Annotated in this window: 14 protein-coding genes; all 14 read left to right on the forward strand. The window is 61.4% G+C overall.

Annotation, left to right across the window (positions count from 1 at the left end; translation table 11 throughout):
• Nucleotides 1–15 precede the first annotated feature (15 nt).
• The 14 genes from hutU to QMK55_RS15415 all read left to right on the forward strand — a co-directional run bounded on the left by hutU (nucleotide 16) and on the right by QMK55_RS15415 (nucleotide 18,962).
• The gene (hutU, locus tag QMK55_RS15350; protein ID WP_320329499.1) at nucleotides 16–1,704 is read left to right on the forward strand and encodes a urocanate hydratase; all 1,689 of its coding nucleotides are present in this window, start codon (nucleotides 16–18) and stop codon (nucleotides 1,702–1,704) included.
• 173 nt (nucleotides 1,705–1,877) lie between these two features.
• On the forward strand, nucleotides 1,878–3,350 hold the full coding sequence (locus QMK55_RS15355) for a purine-cytosine permease family protein (protein ID WP_102355523.1): 1,473 nt from the start codon (nucleotides 1,878–1,880) through the stop codon (nucleotides 3,348–3,350).
• Between the two features lie 69 nt (nucleotides 3,351–3,419).
• Complete coding sequence (locus QMK55_RS15360; RefSeq protein WP_102355524.1) at nucleotides 3,420–4,388, forward strand: ABC transporter substrate-binding protein; 969 nt, start codon at nucleotides 3,420–3,422, stop codon at nucleotides 4,386–4,388.
• A gap of 70 nt (nucleotides 4,389–4,458) precedes the next feature.
• Entirely contained in the window at nucleotides 4,459–5,310 is an 852-nt protein-coding gene (locus QMK55_RS15365) for an ABC transporter permease (RefSeq protein ID WP_007949591.1), read from the forward strand.
• Nucleotides 5,307–6,137, forward strand: coding sequence for a quaternary amine ABC transporter ATP-binding protein (locus tag QMK55_RS15370; RefSeq protein ID WP_049827999.1), 831 nt, complete (start codon nucleotides 5,307–5,309; stop codon nucleotides 6,135–6,137). The genes QMK55_RS15365 and QMK55_RS15370 overlap by 4 nt, the downstream gene beginning before the upstream one ends.
• A gap of 142 nt (nucleotides 6,138–6,279) precedes the next feature.
• Entirely contained in the window at nucleotides 6,280–7,803 is a 1,524-nt protein-coding gene (gene hutH / locus QMK55_RS15375) for a histidine ammonia-lyase (protein WP_320329500.1), read from the forward strand.
• A 116-nt stretch (nucleotides 7,804–7,919) separates the two neighbouring features.
• On the forward strand, nucleotides 7,920–9,452 hold the full coding sequence (hutH, locus tag QMK55_RS15380) for a histidine ammonia-lyase (protein ID WP_320329501.1): 1,533 nt from the start codon (nucleotides 7,920–7,922) through the stop codon (nucleotides 9,450–9,452).
• Between the two features lie 130 nt (nucleotides 9,453–9,582).
• Entirely contained in the window at nucleotides 9,583–10,788 is a 1,206-nt protein-coding gene (hutI, locus tag QMK55_RS15385; RefSeq protein ID WP_102358785.1) for an imidazolonepropionase, read from the forward strand.
• 10 nt (nucleotides 10,789–10,798) lie between these two features.
• On the forward strand, nucleotides 10,799–11,602 hold the full coding sequence (gene hutG / locus QMK55_RS15390) for an N-formylglutamate deformylase (protein ID WP_102358786.1): 804 nt from the start codon (nucleotides 10,799–10,801) through the stop codon (nucleotides 11,600–11,602).
• Between the two features lie 171 nt (nucleotides 11,603–11,773).
• On the forward strand, nucleotides 11,774–12,745 hold the full coding sequence (gene pip / locus QMK55_RS15395) for a prolyl aminopeptidase (RefSeq protein WP_003220824.1): 972 nt from the start codon (nucleotides 11,774–11,776) through the stop codon (nucleotides 12,743–12,745).
• Nucleotides 12,742–13,179 carry a D-aminoacyl-tRNA deacylase gene (gene dtd / locus QMK55_RS15400; protein WP_102358787.1) on the forward strand — a complete coding sequence of 146 codons (438 nt, stop codon included), beginning with the start codon at nucleotides 12,742–12,744 and terminating at the stop codon, nucleotides 13,177–13,179. Before pip ends, dtd begins: the two co-directional genes overlap by 4 nt.
• Nucleotides 13,180–13,642: 463 nt before the next feature.
• Nucleotides 13,643–15,427, forward strand: a complete 1,785-nt coding sequence (locus tag QMK55_RS15405) for a glucan biosynthesis protein G (RefSeq protein ID WP_320329502.1) — start codon at nucleotides 13,643–13,645, stop codon at nucleotides 15,425–15,427.
• The gene (gene mdoH, locus QMK55_RS15410) at nucleotides 15,420–17,990 is read left to right on the forward strand and encodes a glucans biosynthesis glucosyltransferase MdoH (RefSeq protein ID WP_320329503.1); all 2,571 of its coding nucleotides are present in this window, start codon (nucleotides 15,420–15,422) and stop codon (nucleotides 17,988–17,990) included. The genes QMK55_RS15405 and mdoH overlap by 8 nt, the downstream gene beginning before the upstream one ends.
• Nucleotides 17,991–18,164: 174 nt before the next feature.
• Nucleotides 18,165–18,962: a transporter substrate-binding domain-containing protein gene (locus QMK55_RS15415; protein ID WP_102358790.1), complete on the forward strand. Its 798-nt coding sequence runs from the start codon at nucleotides 18,165–18,167 to the stop codon at nucleotides 18,960–18,962.
• Nucleotides 18,963–19,028: the final 66 nt, after the last annotated feature.

The raw sequence follows: 19,028 nt of genomic DNA on the forward strand, positions 1-19,028 counted from the left end.
TGAGGAGTCTTTTTCGTGACTGACAATACCCAGAAACCTACGAAGTATCGTGACGTCGAGATCCGCGCTGCACGCGGCAACAAGCTGACCGCCAAGAGCTGGCTGACCGAAGCGCCGCTGCGCATGCTGATGAACAACCTCGACCCGGAAGTCGCCGAGAACCCGAAAGAGTTGGTGGTCTACGGTGGTATCGGTCGCGCCGCGCGTAACTGGGAATGCTACGACAAGATCGTCGAGAGCCTGACCAACCTGAATGACGACGAGACCCTGCTGGTGCAATCCGGCAAGCCGGTCGGCGTGTTCAAGACCCACAGCAACGCCCCGCGCGTACTGATCGCCAACTCCAACCTCGTCCCGCACTGGGCGAGCTGGGAACATTTCAACGAACTCGACGCCAAAGGCCTGGCCATGTACGGCCAGATGACCGCTGGCAGCTGGATCTACATCGGCAGCCAGGGCATCGTTCAGGGCACCTACGAAACCTTCGTCGAAGCCGGTCGCCAACACTACAACGACAACCTCACTGGTAAGTGGGTGCTGACTGCCGGCCTCGGCGGCATGGGCGGTGCTCAGCCACTGGCCGCCACCCTGGCTGGCGCTTGCTCGCTGAACATCGAATGCCAACAGGTGAGCATCGATTTCCGCCTGAAAAGTCGCTACGTCGATGAGCAAGCCAAAGACCTCGACGACGCCCTGGCACGCATCGCCAAATACACGAAAGAAGGCAAGGCAATCTCCATCGCCCTGCTGGGTAACGCCGCAGAAATCCTCCCGGAACTGGTCAAGCGTGGCGTGCGCCCGGACATGGTCACCGACCAGACCAGCGCCCACGACCCACTCAACGGCTACCTGCCAGCCGGCTGGACCTGGGACGAGTACCGCGCCCGCGCCAAGACCGAACCGGCCGCCGTGATCAAAGCCGCCAAGCAGTCGATGGCGGTGCACGTCAACGCCATGCTGGCGTTCCAGAAACAAGGCATTCCGACCTTCGACTACGGCAACAACATCCGTCAGATGGCCCAGGAAGAAGGCGTGGAAAACGCCTTCGACTTCCCGGGCTTCGTACCGGCCTACATCCGGCCACTGTTCTGCCGTGGCATCGGCCCGTTCCGCTGGGCGGCGTTGTCGGGTGACCCGCAAGACATCTACAAGACCGACGCCAAAGTCAAAGAGCTGATCCCGGACGACGCGCACCTGCACAACTGGCTGGACATGGCCCGCGAGCGCATCAGCTTCCAGGGTCTGCCGGCGCGTATCTGCTGGGTCGGTCTGGGCCTGCGCGCCAAGCTCGGTCTGGCGTTCAACGAAATGGTGCGTAGTGGCGAGTTGTCGGCACCGATCGTGATCGGTCGCGACCACCTCGACTCCGGCTCGGTCGCCAGCCCCAACCGTGAAACCGAATCGATGCAGGACGGTTCCGACGCTGTGTCCGACTGGCCACTGCTCAACGCTCTGCTGAACACCGCGAGCGGCGCGACCTGGGTCTCGCTGCACCACGGCGGTGGCGTGGGCATGGGCTTCTCGCAACACTCGGGCATGGTGATTGTCTGCGACGGTACTGACGAAGCGGCCGAGCGCATTGCTCGCGTACTGCACAACGACCCGGCTACCGGCGTCATGCGCCACGCCGATGCCGGTTACCAGATCGCCATCGACTGCGCCAAGGAGCAGGGCCTGAACCTGCCAATGATTACCGGTAAATAAACGCAAAAACTGTGGGGAATGCTTTGGGTGGGAGTGGGCTTGCTCACGAATGCGTTGGATCAGTCAGCACATGTTTCGAATGTGCCGACCCCTTCGCGAGCAAGCCCGCTCCCACCCAAAGCAGCCACAAAAACGCTCAGTGAACTCGAATAACAATCCACAGAGGTTGAATCATGGCTGTAACTCCCGATCGTGCAGGCAACAAACCGTTGATCGAAAGGCGTTCGATCGACTACATCCCGGAAGCGGAAAGACACGGTCGTCTGTTTAGCCAGTTCACCCTGTGGATGGGTGCGAACCTGCAAATCACCGCGATTGTCACCGGGGCGTTGGCCGTGGTGCTGGGCGGTGATGTGTTCTGGTCGTTGATCGGTCTGTTGATCGGTCAACTGCTGGGCGGTGGCGTGATGGCGCTGCATGCGGCGCAAGGGCCGAAGCTCGGCCTGCCGCAGATGATCTCCAGCCGGGTGCAGTTTGGCGTATATGGTGCGGCGATTCCGATCGTGCTGGTGTGCCTGATGTACCTGGGCTTCACCGCCACCGGCACCGTATTGTCCGGCCAGGCGCTGGGTCAGTTGTTCGGCGTCAGCGACACCGTCGGCATCCTGCTGTTTGCCAGTGTCATTGTGGTGGTCACGGTGCTCGGTTATCGGGTGATCCACTGGATCGGCCGAATCGCCAGTGTGATCGGTGTGATTGCCTTCGTTTATCTGTTCAGCCGTCTGCTGAGCCAGGTTGATGTGGGCGCGCTGTTGCAGATCCGACACTTCAGCTGGAGCAGCTTCCTGCTGGCCGTGTCGCTCGCGGCATCCTGGCAGATCGCGTTCGGCCCGTATGTGGCGGACTATTCGCGCTACCTGCCGAGCAAGATTTCTTCGGTGAAAACCTTCTTTGCCGCTGGCGCAGGTTCGGTTATCGGTGCTCAGGTGGCGATGGTCCTTGGCGTGTTCGCGGCGGCTTCGGCCAACGGTCAGTTCGCCGGGCATGAAGTGGCTTACATCGTAGGGCTGGGCGGCACCGGTGCCACCGCTGCGCTGCTGTACTTCAGCATCGCCTTCGGCAAGGTGACCATCTCGACGCTGAACTCCTACGGCAGCTTCATGTGCATCGCCACCATCATCAGCGGTTTTCGTGGGCACCTGACGGTGTCGCGCCTGCAGCGTCTGGTGTTCGTGCTGGTGATCGTCAGTGCGGCGACCCTGATCGCGTTGCTCGGCCAGCACTCGTTCCTCGGTGCGTTCAAGTCCTTCATCCTGTTCCTGCTGGCGTTCTTCACGCCATGGAGCGCGATCAACCTGGTGGATTACTACTGCATCACCCGCGAGCGCTATGACGTACCGGCGCTGGCCGATCCGAACGGTCGCTATGGCCGCTGGAACCTGCTCGGAATCAGCGTCTATGTGTTCGGTGTGCTGGTGCAGCTGCCGTTCATCTCCACCAAGTTCTACACCGGCCCGCTGGTGGCCGCCCTCGGTGATGTGGACATCTCCTGGATCATCGGTCTGGTGATGCCTGCTGTTCTGTATTACGTGTGCGCGAAAAAATGGCACGGCTCGGTGCCTGATCAACTGATTCTGCCGGTCGAGCAGAGCAGCGTTGTACAACCTGAAAAAAGTGGGGCCGGGCGCGCTGCGGCGCAGGCCTGATTGGACGTGGACAGGGCTGGATGCCTCTTGACTGCCGTAAGCCAATTCATGATTAGGAGCGTCGCAACAATGAAATCGAACAAGACCCTGCTGACCACACTGCTGTCCATGGGCCTGTTGGCCAGTGCCGGCGCCACCCAGGCGGCCGGTTGGTGCGAGTCCGGCAAACCGGTGAAATTCGCCGGTCTGAACTGGGAAAGCGCCATGCTGCTGACCGACGTGCTGCAAGTGGTGCTGGAGAAAGGTTACGACTGTAAGACCGACAGCCTGCCGGGCAACTCCATCACCATGGAGAACGCCCTGAGCAGCAACGATATTCAAGTGTTCGCCGAAGAATGGGTCGGCCGCAGCGAGGTCTGGAACAAGGCCGAGAAGGCCGGCAAGGTCGTCGGTATCGGCGCGCCGATCGTCGGCGCTGTCGAAGGCTGGTACGTTCCGCGCTACGTGATCGAAGGCGATGCCAAGCGCAAGCTTGAACCGAAAGCCCCGGACCTGAAAAACATTGCCGATCTGGGCAAATACGCAGCCATTTTCAAGGACGCTGAAGAGCCGTCCAAAGGCCGTTTCTACAACTGCCCGGCCGGCTGGACCTGTGAGCTGGACAACAGCGAAATGCTGAAAAGCTACGGCCTGGAAAACACCTACACCAACTTCCGTCCGGGCACCGGCCCGGCGCTGGATGCGGCGGTTCTGTCGAGCTACAAGCGTGGCGAGCCGATCCTGTTCTACTACTGGTCGCCAACCCCACTGATGGGCCAGATCGACGCGGTCAAACTCGAAGAGAAACCGGGCGTCGACAAGACCGTGAGCATCAAGGTCGGCCTTTCCAAGACCTTCCACGAGCAAGCCCCGGAGCTGGTGGCCGTGCTGGAAAAGGTCAACCTGCCGATCGACCTGCTGAACCAGAACCTGGGACGCATGGCGAAGGAACGTATCGAGTCGCCAAAACTGGCGAAAATCTTCCTCAAGGAACATCCTGAAGTCTGGCACGCATGGGTGAGCGACGACGCAGCCAGGAAAATCGACGCGGCCTTGTAGGTTGAGCTTCTCCGGCTGTCGGCAACGGCAGCCGGACGCTTGATCGCAACCCCTTGATTGAGAGTCTCTTATGTTTCCCGAAAGCTTTACCTTTTCCATCGCCGACTGGGTCAACGGTTGGGTCGATTCGCTGGTCACCAACTACGGTGATGTGTTCCGCCACATCTCGGACACCCTGCTATGGGCCATCGTCAACCTCGAAGGCCTGCTGCGTGCAGCGCCGTGGTGGTTGATGCTGGCGATCGTCGGTGTAGTCGCCTGGCACGCCACGCGCAAAGTCGTGACCACTGCCGTCATCGTTGGTCTGCTGTTCCTCGTTGGCGCTGTTGGCCTGTGGGACAAACTCATGCAGACCCTGGCGCTGATGATGGTCGCGACGATCATTTCGGTGTTGATCGGCATTCCGCTGGGGATTCTCTCGGCGCGCAGCAATCGCCTGCGTTCGGTGCTGATGCCGCTGCTCGACATCATGCAGACCATGCCCAGCTTCGTGTACCTGATTCCGGTGCTGATGCTGTTCGGCCTGGGCAAGGTCCCGGCGATTTTTGCCACGGTGATCTACGCCGCACCGCCGCTGATCCGCCTGACCGACCTGGGCATTCGTCAGGTTGACGGCGAAGTCATGGAAGCGATCAACGCCTTCGGTGCCAACCGCTGGCAGCAACTGTTCGGCGTGCAACTGCCGCTGGCCCTGCCGAGCATCATGGCCGGGATCAACCAGACCACCATGATGGCCCTGTCGATGGTGGTGATCGCCTCGATGATCGGCGCCCGAGGCCTGGGTGAAGATGTGCTGGTGGGGATTCAGACCCTCAACGTCGGGCGCGGCCTCGAAGCCGGTCTGGCGATCGTGATTCTCGCAGTGGTCATCGACCGCATTACTCAGGCGTACGGTCGGCCACGGCATGAGGTGAGCAAATGAGCAACGCAACCGTGAGCAAGATCGAAGTCAAAAACGTCTTCAAGATTTTCGGCAACCGCGCCAAGGACGCACTGGCGATGGTTGGCCAGGGCAAGACCAAGGATCAGGTGCTGAACGAAACCGGTTGCGTGGTCGGGGTCAACGACCTGTCGCTGAGCATTGGCACCGGTGAGATCTTCGTGATCATGGGCCTGTCCGGTTCCGGCAAGTCGACCCTTGTGCGTCACTTCAATCGCCTGATCGACCCGACCAGCGGCGCAATCCTGGTCGACGGTGTGGACATCCTGCAATACGACATGGACGCCCTGCGCGAATTTCGCCGGCACAAGATCAGCATGGTGTTCCAGAGCTTCGGCCTGCTGCCGCACAAAACCGTGCAGGAGAACGTCGCCTACGGCCTGAAAGTGCGCGGCGAGAGCAAGCAGATGTGCGCCGAACGTGCGTTGCACTGGATCAACACCGTGGGCCTCAAGGGCTACGAAAACAAATACCCGCATCAGCTTTCCGGTGGCATGCGTCAGCGTGTCGGCCTGGCCCGTGCACTGGCGGCAGACACCGACATCATCCTGATGGACGAAGCGTTCAGTGCACTCGACCCGCTGATCCGCGCCGAGATGCAGGACCAGTTGCTGGAGCTGCAAAAGACTTTGCACAAGACCATCGTATTCATCACTCACGACCTCGACGAGGCGGTGCGTATCGGCAACCGCATTGCGATCCTCAAGGATGGCCGCCTGATTCAGGTCGGTACACCGCGCGAGATCCTGCATTCGCCGGCGGATGAATATGTCGACCGGTTCGTGCAGCGGCGGGCGGCGGTGGTTTGACGCTCGTTCCCACGCTCTGCGTGGGAATGCATCCCGTGACGCTCCGCGTCACCTTGCACAGAGCAGAAGTCGGGACGCGGAGCGTCCCAGGCGGCATTCCCACGCAGAGCGTGGGAACGATCTTGTTCATGAGGTTTTTTAGATGTCCCAGGCTGAAAAAATCATTATCACCGGCAGCCCCCTGCGTTGGCAGGACGTGGTCGCCGTCGCCCGTCACGGCGCACCTCTGGAGTTGTCGAGCGAGACCTGGGCGCGCATCGAAAACGCGCAAGGCATCGTCCAGCGTATCGTCGAAAGCGGCGAGCGTGCCTATGGCGTCAACACCGGTCTGGGTGGCTTGTCCAACGTCTCGCTCAAGGACGAACAGCTCAGCCAGCTGTCGCGCAATACCTTGCTCAGCCACGCCTGCGGTGTCGGCCCGGTGTTGCCCGATGAGCAAACCCGCGCGATCATCTGCGCCGCCGTCCACAACTACAGCCACGGCAAATCCGGCATTCATCGCCGCGTGGTCGAAGGGCTGCTGGCACTGCTCAATCGCGGCATTACCCCGCAGGTTCCGTCGCAAGGTTCGGTGGGTTACCTGACCCACATGGCGCACATCGGCATCGCGCTGCTGGGCGTGGGCAATGTCAGCTATCGCGGGCAAATCACCTCGGCGCAACAGGCGCTGGTCGAAGAGGGCCTGCAACCGGTGCAACTCGGCGCGAAGGACGGCTTGTGCCTGGTCAACGGCACGCCGTGCATGACCGGCCTCAGCTGCCTGGCGATTGCCGATGCGACGCGGCTGGTGCAGTGGGCCGATGTGATCGGCGCCATGAGCTTCGAAGCCCAGCGCGGTCAGATCGCCGCATTCGATGCCGAAATCATCGCGCTCAAGCCGCACCCGGGCATGCAGCAGGTCGGTGTCAATCTGCGCGCGTTGCTCGATGGCAGTGAAGTGATCGCGGCGAGCAAAGGCATTCGCACTCAGGATGCGCTGAGCATTCGTTCGATCCCGCAGGTGCATGGTGCTGCGCGCGATCAACTGGATCACGCGATCAAGCAGGTCGAAGCCGAACTCAACGGCTGCACCGACAACCCGCTGCTGCTGGGTACGCCGGAGAGTTTCCGGGTGATGTCGCAAGCCAACCCGCACGGCCAATCCGTGGCGATGGCAGCGGACGTGCTGGCGATTGCCATGGCCGAAATCGGCTCGATCGCCGAGCGTCGTCTCGATCGTCTGGTGAATCCGCACGTCAGCGGTCTGCCGGCGTTTCTGGTGGCCAACCCGGGGGTGAACTCCGGGATGATGATCGTGCAATACGTCGCCGCCTCACTGTGCGCGGAAAACCGCCAGCTGGCGCAACCGGCGGTGCTCGACAACTACGTCACCTCGGGCCTGCAGGAAGATCACCTGAGCATGGGCACCAGCGCCGCGCTGAAGCTGCACCGTGCCCTGGAAAACTGCACGCAGATCCTCGCCATCGAGTACCTGCTGGCGGCGCAGGCCTTTGAATTCCTCAAGGAGCAGCGCTTTGGCGCAGGCACTGACCGGGCGTGGCGACTGCTGCGCGAAACCGTCCCGGCCTACGATCAGGATCGCTGGCTGGCGCCGGATATCGCCGCCGCCGCGAGTGTTTTGAAAGACTCGAATTCGCTGCACAACGTGTTACCGAATCTGCACTGACAATACCCATACCAGCGTGCCAAGGCGCGGATCGTCCACAAGACGAGAAGCGACGGATAACGGAATGCTCCGGAGCGACTGGTAGTTAATAACAATGCCTAAACAGGAGCATTTTAATGACTGCGCTGAACCTGATTCCCGGCCAACTGAGCCTGGCGCAACTGCGTGACGTTTATCAGCACCCGGTCAAGCTGACCCTCGACAACAGCGCTGCCGCACAGATCGAAGCCAGCGTCGCTTGCGTCGAGCAGATCCTCGCCGAGAATCGCACCGCCTACGGCATCAACACCGGTTTCGGCCTGCTGGCCTCGACCCGCATCGCCAGCGAAGACCTGGAAAACCTGCAGCGTTCGTTGGTGCTGTCCCACGCCGCCGGCGTCGGCCAGCCGATCAGTGATGAGCTGGTGCGCCTGATCATGGTGCTCAAGGTCAACAGCCTCAGCCGTGGTTTCTCCGGTATTCGCCGCGTGGTGATCGATGCGCTGATCGCGCTGATCAACGCCGAGGTCTATCCGCACATTCCGCTGAAAGGCTCGGTGGGTGCCTCGGGCGATCTGGCGCCCCTGGCGCACATGTCGCTGGTGCTGCTGGGCGAAGGCAAGGCGCGCTACAAGGGCGAGTGGATGGAAGCCACCGAAGCGCTGAAAGTCGCCGGTCTGACCCCGCTGACTTTGGCGGCTAAAGAAGGTCTGGCGTTGCTCAACGGTACTCAGGTGTCCACCGCGTTTGCCCTGCGTGGCTTGTTTGAAGGTGAAGACCTGTTCGCCGGTGCGCTGGCGCTGGGCGGCCTGACCGTTGAAGCCGTTTTGGGTTCGCGCTCGCCGTTCGACGCGCGCATCCACGCCGCCCGTGGCCAGAAAGGCCAGATCGACGCCGCTGCGGCTTATCGCGATCTGCTCGGCGAGCGCAGCGAAGTCTCCGATTCGCACCAGAACTGCGAAAAGGTCCAGGACCCGTACTCGCTGCGCTGCCAGCCGCAAGTCATGGGCGCCTGCCTGACCCAGTTCCGTCAGGCCGCCGACGTGCTGGTCATCGAAGCCAACGCCGTCTCCGACAACCCGTTGGTGTTCGCTGCTGAAGGCGATGTGATTTCCGGCGGCAACTTCCATGCTGAACCGGTGGCCATGGCCGCTGACAACATGGCCTTGGCCATCGCTGAAATCGGCTCGCTGAGCGAACGCCGCATCTCGCTGATGATGGACAAGCACATGTCGCAACTGCCGCCGTTCCTGGTGGCCAATGGCGGGGTCAACTCCGGCTTCATGATTGCTCAGGTGACCGCCGCAGCACTGGCCAGCGAGAACAAGGCGCTGGCCCATCCGCATTCGGTCGACAGCCTGCCGACCTCGGCCAACCAGGAAGACCACGTGTCGATGGCCCCGGCTGCCGGCAAGCGTCTGTGGGAAATGGCCGAGAACACCCGCGGGATTCTCGCCGTGGAATGGCTGGCGGCGGTGCAGGGCCTGGACCTGCGCAACGGTCTGAAGACTTCGACCAAGCTGGAACAGGCGCGGGCGATTCTGCGCAAGGAAGTGCCGTTCTACGAGAAGGACCGCTTCTTTGCGCCGGACATCAATGTGGCGACCGAGCTGCTGGCTTCGCGGTGTCTGACCGAACTGGTTCCAGCGAAACTTTTGCCTAGTTTGTAACCCACCCACTGATCGTTCCCACGCTCTGCGTGGGAATGCAGCCCGTGACGCTCCGCGTCACTGGACGCAGAGCGTCCCTTGAGGCATTCCCACGCAGAGCATGGGAACGATCACTAGACGAGGACTTGGGATGAAAACCCTCTGGCAACACTGCCACGTCGCAACCATGGCGCAGGGCGTCTACTCGATCATTGAAGATGCGGCCATCGTGACGTCCGGCGCGTACATCGAGTGGATCGGCCCGCGCAATCAATTGCCCTCCGGCGAATACCCGGCAGTCAACGACCTGCAAGGCGCGTGGGTCACCCCCGGCCTGATCGACTGCCACACCCACACGGTGTTCGGCGGCAACCGCAGCGGCGAATTCGAGAAACGTCTGCAAGGCGTCAGCTACGCCGAGATCGCGGCGCAGGGCGGCGGCATTGCCAGCACCGTGCGCGCCACTCGTGAAGCGAGCGAAGACGAGCTATTCGCCAGCGCCGCCAAGCGTCTGAAAAGCCTGATGCGCGATGGCGTGACCACGGTCGAGATGAAGTCCGGCTACGGTCTCGATCTGGCCAGCGAACGCAAGATCCTGCGGGTCATCCGTCGCCTCGCCAAGGAGCTGCCGATCAGCGTGCGCAGCACCTGTCTGGCGGCCCACGCGTTGCCGCCGGAATACAAGGATCGTGCTGACGCTTACATCGATCACATCTGCGCCGAGATGCTTCCGGCGCTGGCCGCCGAAGGGCTGGTCGATGCCGTGGATGCGTTCTGTGAATACCTGGCGTTCTCGCCGGAGCAGGTCGAGCGGGTGTTCATCACCGCACAGAAACTCGGCCTGCCGGTGAAGCTGCACGCCGAGCAACTGTCTTCGCTGCATGGCTCCAGCCTTGCGGCGCGATACAAGGCGCTGTCCGCCGATCATCTGGAGTTCATGGACGAAGACGACGCCATCGCCATGGCCAAATCCGACACCGTCGCGGTGCTGTTGCCGGGCGCGTTCTACTTCCTGCGCGAAACCCAGTTGCCGCCGATGGACGCCTTGCGCAAACACAAGGTGAAAATCGCCATCGCCAGCGACCTCAACCCCGGCACCTCGCCGGCGCTGTCGTTGCGCCTGATGCTGAACATGGCCTGCACCTGTTTCCGCATGACCCCGGAAGAAGCCTTGGCCGGTGCGACCCTTCATGCCGCGCAAGCGCTGGGCATGGCCGACACCCATGGCTCGCTGGAAGTCGGCAAGGTCGCGGATTTCGTCGCCTGGCACATCGATCGTCCGGCGGATCTGGCCTATTGGCTCGGTGGTGATCTGGACAAACGCGTCGTGCGTCACGGCGTTGAATCAAGTCTGTAGGAGAGCGGTTGTGGATAAGGTTCTGAATTTCAAACAAGGTCGCGTGCCGCTGCTGATCAGCATGCCGCATGCCGGCGTGCGCCTGACCCCAGCGGTCGAAGCCGGGCTGATCGCGGATGCGAAAAGCCTGCCGGACACCGACTGGCACATTCCGCAGCTCTACGATTTTGCCGATGAACTGGGCGCCAGCACGTTGGCCGCCGAGTACTCGCGGTTCGTCATCGACCTGAACCGTCCGTCCGATGACAAGCCGTTGTATGTCGGCGCCACCACCGGTCTGTACCCGGCGACGCTGTTCGATGGCATTCCTCTGTTTCGCGAAGGGCACGAGCCATCGACAGCGGAGCGTGCGACTTATCTGGAGCAGATCTGGACACCGTACCACCGCACCCTGCAGCAAGAGCTGGCGCGACTGAAGGCCGAGTTCGGCTACGCGCTGCTGTTCGACGCGCACTCGATCCGCTCGATCATCCCGCACCTGTTCGACGGCAAACTGCCGGACTTCAACCTCGGCACCTTCAACGGCGCCAGTTGCGATCCGCAGCTGGCGACGCAACTGGAAGCCATCTGCGCGCGCCACGGCAATTACAGCCACGTGCTCAACGGACGCTTCAAGGGCGGCCACATCACCCGCCATTACGGCAACCCGGCCGAGAACATCCACGCCGTGCAACTGGAGCTGGGCCAGTGCACCTACATGGAAGAGTTCGAACCGTTCCGCTATCGCCCCGATCTGGCTGAGCCGACGCGGGTGGTGCTCAAGGAATTGCTGCAGGGCTATCTGGCCTGGGGCGAAAAACACTACCGCGGCTGACTCACCCCTGTAGGAGCTGCCGAAGGCTGCGATCTTGATCGTTCCCACGCAGAGCGTGGGAACGATCAGGTCCCGGAGCATGCTCATTGACGTAAATCGGGTTTATGATGCCGGACGGCAGAATAATAGAAGTCCCCCCAGGGATGACCTCGACCCCTTACGGAGCGCGCAATGCAGACTTTGTTTCCGCAGATCAAACCCCATGCCCGGCACGATCTGGCTGTCGATGACACCCACACGCTGTACGTCGACGAAAGCGGTTCGCCGGAAGGCTTGCCGGTGGTGTTCATCCACGGTGGTCCCGGCGCCGGTTGCGACGCCCAGAGCCGTCGCTATTTCGATCCGAACCTGTATCGCATTGTCACCTTCGACCAGCGCGGCTGCGGACGCTCCACGCCGCATGCCAGTCTGGAAAACAACACCACCTGGGATCTGGTCGCCGACCTTGAGCGTATCCGCAAGCACCTGGGCATCGACAAATGGGTGCTGTTCGGCGGTTCGTGGGGCTCGACCCTGGCGCTGGCCTATGCGCAAACCCACCCGGAGCGCGTACACGGTCTGATCCTGCGCGGGATCTTTCTCTGCCGTCCGCAGGAAATCGAGTGGTTCTATCAGGCCGGTGCCAGCCGTCTGTTTCCTGATTACTGGCAGGACTACATCGCGCCGATCCCGCTGGACGAGCGCGACGATCTGCTCAGCGCCTTCCACAAGCGCCTGGTCGGCAACGACCAGATCGCCCAGATGCACGCGGCCAAGGCCTGGTCGACATGGGAAGGACGCACCGCGACCCTGCGCCCGAACCCGCTGGTGGTCGACCGTTTCTCCGAACCGCAGCGCGCGCTGTCGATTGCGCGGATCGAATGCCACTACTTCACCAACAACGCATTCCTTGAGCCGAACCAGCTGATTCGCGACATGGGCAAGATTGCCCATCTACCGGGGGTGATCATCCATGGTCGCTACGACGTGATCTGCCCGCTGGACAACGCCTGGGAATTGCATCAGGCCTGGCCGAACAGCGAGCTGCAGGTGATTCGCGACGCCGGTCACGCTGCGTCCGAACCGGGTATCACCGATGCGCTGGTGCGTGCTGCGAGCAACATGGCCCGCCGCCTGCTCGACCTGCCGCCCGAAGAAGCATGAAGGGGCTTCTACAACGCGTGCGCGGTGCACGAGTCGAAGTCGCGGGAGAAATCGTTGGTGCAGTAGATCAGGGTTTACTGGTGCTGGTAGCCGTCGAACCCGACGATACCCGTACCAGCGCCGACAAACTTCTGCATAAGCTGCTTAACTATCGGGTATTCAGTGACGCTGAGGGCAAGATGAATCTGTCCCTGGCGGATGTGGGCGGCGGGTTGCTGCTGGTCTCTCAGTTCACCCTGGCTGCCGACACCAAGAGCGGGTTGCGCCCGAGTTTCTCGAGCGCGGCCCCTCCGGCATTGGGCGAGGAATTGTTCGACTATCTATTAAGCAAAGCGAAACAGATGCATGGCACTGTGGCATCAGGTAGATTCGGCGCGGATATGCAGGTGCACCTGGTCAACGATGGCCCGGTAACCTTCCTGTTACAGACATGAAAGCGCTTGAAACATCTTTTCAAGGGCTTTTCGACTGAAAACAGGCGCTTTTCGCGATAAATACTTTGTTACCCCTGATGCGTTGTCACGCGGGCTACTAGATAATCGCGCGCTATGGGGATCAGCGTTCGTTGGTCCATTTTTGACTTAGGTAGAGACTTGTCTGGATCCGATTGGGGAATCATTTTGCCCCAGTGGAGTCGGAACAATGCTCGCCAACCTGGCATGAGCGGTCTGTACGGCCATTTTTGTCAGCATTATTTCGAGGGCCAGGGAGCCAGAGACAAGGCGCCGCGACGAGTCATAGCCCGCTATGGCGAGGAGCGGCAACGCAGTATCTGGCTCTCTGGAACCGAAATAAGCTGACGAAAATGGCCACACAGACGGCTTGCTGGCCGTTGGTTTTTTGATCTGTTTTCGGCGAGGGTTGCTCGTGATTGTTAGTCCCTGTAATGCAGCAAAAATGTCTGCCAAACGCATGCGAAGTGCCCTGGTAGCGGGTTCGGCGCTCCTGTGCCTGCTCAGCGCCGGTCAGCTTTGGGCGTTCAATCTTGACGATGTATCGGCCAAGGCTAAAGAGCTGGCCGGGCAGAAATTCGAAGCCCCGCGCAGCAACCTGCCGAACGAATTCCGCGACATGAAATTCGCGGATTATCAGAAAATCCGCTTCCTCACCGAAAAGGCTGAGTGGGCCGATCAGAAGACCCCGTTCAAGCTGTCCTTCTATCACCAGGGCATGCACTTCGATACGCCGGTGAAAATCAACGAAATCACAGCGAACACCGTCGAAGAGATCAAATACGATCCGACTCGTTTCGATTTCGGCGACCTGAAGTTCGATCCGAAGGCCACTGAACAACTGGGCTACGCCGGTTTCCGTGTGCTGTACCCGATCAACAAGGCCGACAAGCAAGACGAAATCATGACCATGCTCGGCGCGAGTTACTTCCGCGTTGTCGGCAAGGGCCACACCTACGGCCTCTCGGCGCGTGGTCTGGCGATTGATACCGCGCTGCCGTCGGGCGAAGAGTTCCCGCGTTTCCGCGAGTTCTGGATTCAACAGCCGAAGCCGGGCGACAAGCATCTGGTGATCTTCGCCTTGCTCGATTCGCCGCGTGCCACCGGTGCCTACCGCCTGATACTGCGTCCGGGCAGCGACACCATTGTCGACGTCAAGGCGCAGATGTTCCTGCGTGACAAGGTCGGCAAACTGGGCATCGCGCCGTTGACGAGCATGTTCCTGTTCGGCGCCAACCAGCCGTCGAAAGTCCTCAATTACCGTCGTGAACTGCACGACTCCAGCGGGCTGTCGATCCATGCCGGCAACGGCGAGTGGATCTGGCGCCCGCTGAACAACCCGAAACACCTGGCCGTGAGCAACTTCAGCGTCGAGAACCCGCGTGGTTTCGGTCTGCTGCAACGTGGCCGCGACTTCAGCCACTACGAAGACCTCGATGATCGCTACGACAAGCGCCCAAGCGCCTGGATCGAGCCGAAGGGCGAGTGGGGCAAGGGCACCGTTGATCTGGTAGAGATTCCAACCGCCGACGAAACCAACGACAACATCGTTGCGTTCTGGAGTCCGGAAACCATGCCGGAGCCGGGTAAGCCACTGGACTTCGCCTACCGCATGCACTGGACCATGGATGAGTCGTCGATTCACGCCCCGGACAGCGCCTGGGTCAAGCAGACCCTGCGTTCGACCGGTGACGTCAAGCAATCGAACCTGATCCGTCAGCCAGATGGCAGCGTCGCTTACCTGGTCGACTTCGAAGGTCCATCGCTGGCAGCCCTGGCTCCGGATGCCGACGTGCGCAGTCAGGTCAGCGTTGGCGATAACGCCGAGCTGGTAGAGAACAGCGTGCGCTACAACCCGGAAACCAAAGGCTGGCGCCTGACCCTGCGGATGAAGATCAAGGACGCGAGCAAAGCGACCGAGATGCGTGCCGCTCTGGTTCAGCCGGTGGTAACCGCTGATCTGGCCAAGTCCTCGGTACCGGCGTCGAATTCGTCGGTGGCCAAGGCTGACAAGGTCGCCGCCAAGCAACAAGAGAAGGAAGACAAGGAAGCCAAGGCCGCCGAAGCCAAACAGGCCGACGCCAAGCCCGCTGCAGATGCCAAGGACAAGGCCAACAAAGACGCCAAGCAGCCAGCGGCTGCGAACGCGGCCCCAGTCACACCGGAATCGGCACCGACTGAAGAAGTCCTGACCGAGACCTGGAGCTATCAGTTGCCTGCCGATGAGTAACTCTCAAGTACAGCCAGAGACTCTGTCCGAGTATCTGGCGCATCTGCCGATGACCGACGAGCAGCGCGCGGAACTCGCGGGCTGCCAGTCCTTCAGCGAACTGCACCAGCGCCTGTCGTCGCCGACGTTCGACGCCCCTGCCGAAGCCGCCCAGGCTTCGGTGGGCAAGCGCCTGGTCCTGAGCACTGCCGAAGAGCTGGAAGAGGCTGAAATGCTGGTGCTCGACGCCAGCGGCCGGGTCGCCATGAAGGCGACGCCGCCAATCCGTCGGACCAAAGTCGTGCCGGAACCCTGGCGCACCAATATTCTGGTGCGTGGCTGGCGCCGTCTGACCGGTCGCACCAACCCGCCACAGCCGCCTAAGGACGAGAACGTGTTGCCGGCTGCGCGCTGGCGCACCGTCGGTTCGATCCGTCGCTACATTCTGTTGCTGCTGATGCTCGGTCAGACCATCGTTGCCGGCTGGTACATGAAAGGCATCATGCCGTACCAGGGCTGGTCGTTCGTCGATCTGGACGAAGTGCTGCACCAGCCGCTGCTGCAAACCGCCACGCAAGTGCTGCCGTATGCGCTGCAAACCAGCATCCTGATCCTGTTCGGGATTCTGTTCTGCTGGGTCTCGGCCGGTTTCTGGACGGCGCTGATGGGCTTCCTCGAGTTGCTCACCGGCCACGACAAATACCGTATTTCCGGCAAAAGCGCCGGCAACGAGCCGATTCCCAAAGACGCGCGCACCGCACTGGTGATGCCGATCTGCAACGAAGACGTGCCTCGGGTATTCGCCGGTCTGCGCGCTACGTTCGAATCGGTTGCAGCGACCGGTGACCTGGATCGCTTCGACTTCTTCGTCCTCAGCGACAGTAACGACACCGATATCTGCGTTGCCGAGCAGCAGGCCTGGCTGGACGTCTGCCGCGAAGCCAAGGGCTTCGGCAAGATCTTCTATCGCCGCCGTCGCCGTCGTGTGAAACGCAAGAGCGGCAACCTCGACGACTTCTGCCGTCGTTGGGGCGGTGACTACAAGTACATGGTCGTGCTCGACGCCGACTCGGTGATGAGCGGCGAGTGCCTGACCAGTCTGGTGCGCCTGATGGAAGCCACGCCGGACGCAGGGATCATCCAGACCGCGCCGCGTGCGTCGGGCATGGACACCCTGTATGCGCGCATGCAGCAGTTCGCCACCCGCGTGTACGGCCCGCTGTTCACCGCCGGTCTGCACTTCTGGCAGTTGGGTGAATCCCACTACTGGGGTCACAACGCGATCATCCGCATGAAGCCGTTCATCGACCACTGCGCCCTGGCGCCGTTGCCGGGCAAGGGGGCGTTCTCCGGGGCGATCCTGTCTCACGACTTCGTTGAAGCCGCGCTGATGCGCCGTGCCGGTTGGGGCGTGTGGATTGCGTACGACTTGCCGGGCAGCTACGAAGAACTGCCACCGAATCTGCTCGACGAACTCAAGCGTGACCGTCGCTGGTGCCACGGCAACCTGATGAACTTCCGCCTGTTCCTGGTAAAAGGCATGCACCCGGTACACCGTGCGGTGTTCCTGACGGGCGTGATGTCGTACCTGTCGGCGCCGTTGTGGTTCTTCTTCCTGGTGTTGTCGACCGCGCTGCTGGCGGTGAACACGCTGATGGAACCGCAGTACTTCCTTGAACCGCGTCAGCTCTATCCGCTGTGGCCGCAATGGCACCCGGACAAGGCGATCGCGCTGTTCTCGACGACCGTCGTACTGCTGTTCCTGCCTAAGCTTTTGAGCATCATCCTGATCTGGGCCAAGGGTGCGAAAGAGTTCGGTGGCAAGTTCAAGGTGACTCTGTCGATGCTGCTGGAGATGCTGTTCTCCATGCTGCTGGCGCCGGTGCGGATGATTTTCCACACCCGTTTCGTCCTCGCCGCGTTCCTCGGCTGGGCTGCGACCTGGAACTCGCCGCAGCGTGACGACGACTCCACGCCATGGAGCGAGGCGGTCAAGCGCCACGGTCCGCAGACCCTGCTGGGCTTCTTCTGGGCGCTGCTGGTGATCTGGCTGAACCCAAGCTTCCTGTGGTGGCTGGTGCCGATCGTCGGTTCGCTGATGCTGTCGATCCCTGTGTCGGTGATTTCCAGCCGTGTCGGTCTGGGCCTCAAGTCCCGTGACGAGAGCCTGTTCCTCATCCCTGAGGAATACAATCCGCCGCAGGCACTGCTGGCGACCGACCAGTACACCCACGAGAACCGTTGGCACGCGCTGAACGACGGCTTCATTCGCGCCGTGGTCGATCCGCAGCAGAACGCTCTGGCGTGCTCGCTGGCGACGGCCCGTCACGGTCAGGCCGAGCCGATCGAGTGGCTGCGTCAGGAACGTGTACGTCACGCCCTGAAGGTTGGCCCGGCGGCGCTGAGCAACCATGATCGCCTGCAACTGCTGAGCGATCCGGTGGCACTGGCGCGTCTGCACGAGCAAGTGTGGGCCGAAGGTCACAGCGACTGGCTGGACGCCTGGCGCGCTTCGGTGAAAGCCGATCCGCATGCGCCGTTACTGCCGCTGCGACCGGTGAGCGTGCAGGCTCAGCCGGCCTAAAAAAGAAGCCCCGCCAATCAGCGGGGCTTTTTTTATTGTTAAACAAATCGTCCATAACCCTTGTGCAAAAGAACGAGTGCGTTAGCATCCGTCCCCGAATTGGCGCACCCGGGTATTTTTGCCCGTCACTGCTGGTTTTCGCGCCGCACATGCAATGGTTTTGGGGACTTGAAGATGAAGAAGTATCTGTCGATGCTGCTGGTCGGCGTCACGGCACTGGTTGCAGTCAATGCGGCGCACGCCGGTGCAATCGATGACGCGGTCAAGCGCGGCACGTTGAAAGTCGGTATGGATCCGACCTACATGCCGTTCGAAATGACCAACAAGCGCGGCGAGATCATCGGCTTCGAAGTCGACATCCTCAAAGCCATGTCCAAGGCCATGGGCGTCAAGCTGGAGCTGGTCTCCACCGGCTACGACGGGATCATCCCGGCCTTGATGACCGACAAGTTCGACATGATCGGCAGCGGCATGACCCTGACCCAGGAGCGCAACCTGCGCCTGAATTTCAGCGAGCCGTTCATCGTCGTCGGCCAGACCCTGCTGATCCGCAAGGATCTGGAAGGCACCATCAAGTCCTATAAAGACCTGAACACCGCCGACTACCGCATCACCTCCAAGCTCGGCACCACTGGCGAAATGGTGGCCAAGAAACTGATCGCCAAAGCCAAGTACCACGGCTACGACAACGAGCAGGAAGCCGTGCTCGACGTGGTCAACGGCAAGGCTGACGCCTTCATCTACGACGCGCCGTACAACGTGGTCGCGGTGAACAAGGTCGGCGCCGGCAAACTGGTGTTCCTCGACAAGCCGTTCACCTACGAGCCGCTGGCCTTCGGCCTGAAGAAGGGTGACTACGACAGCATCAACTTCATCAACAACTTCCTGCACCAGATCCACGAAGACGGCACCTACGATCGCATCCATGACAAGTGGTTCAAGAGCACCGAGTGGCTCAAGGACATGGAATAACGCGCATCCGCTGATCGTTCCCACGCTCCGCGTGGGAACGCATCCTGTGACGCTCCGCGTCACGAA

The organism is Pseudomonas sp. P8_229 (assembly GCF_034008635.1).
Taxonomy (GTDB): Bacteria; Pseudomonadota; Gammaproteobacteria; order Pseudomonadales; family Pseudomonadaceae; genus Aquipseudomonas.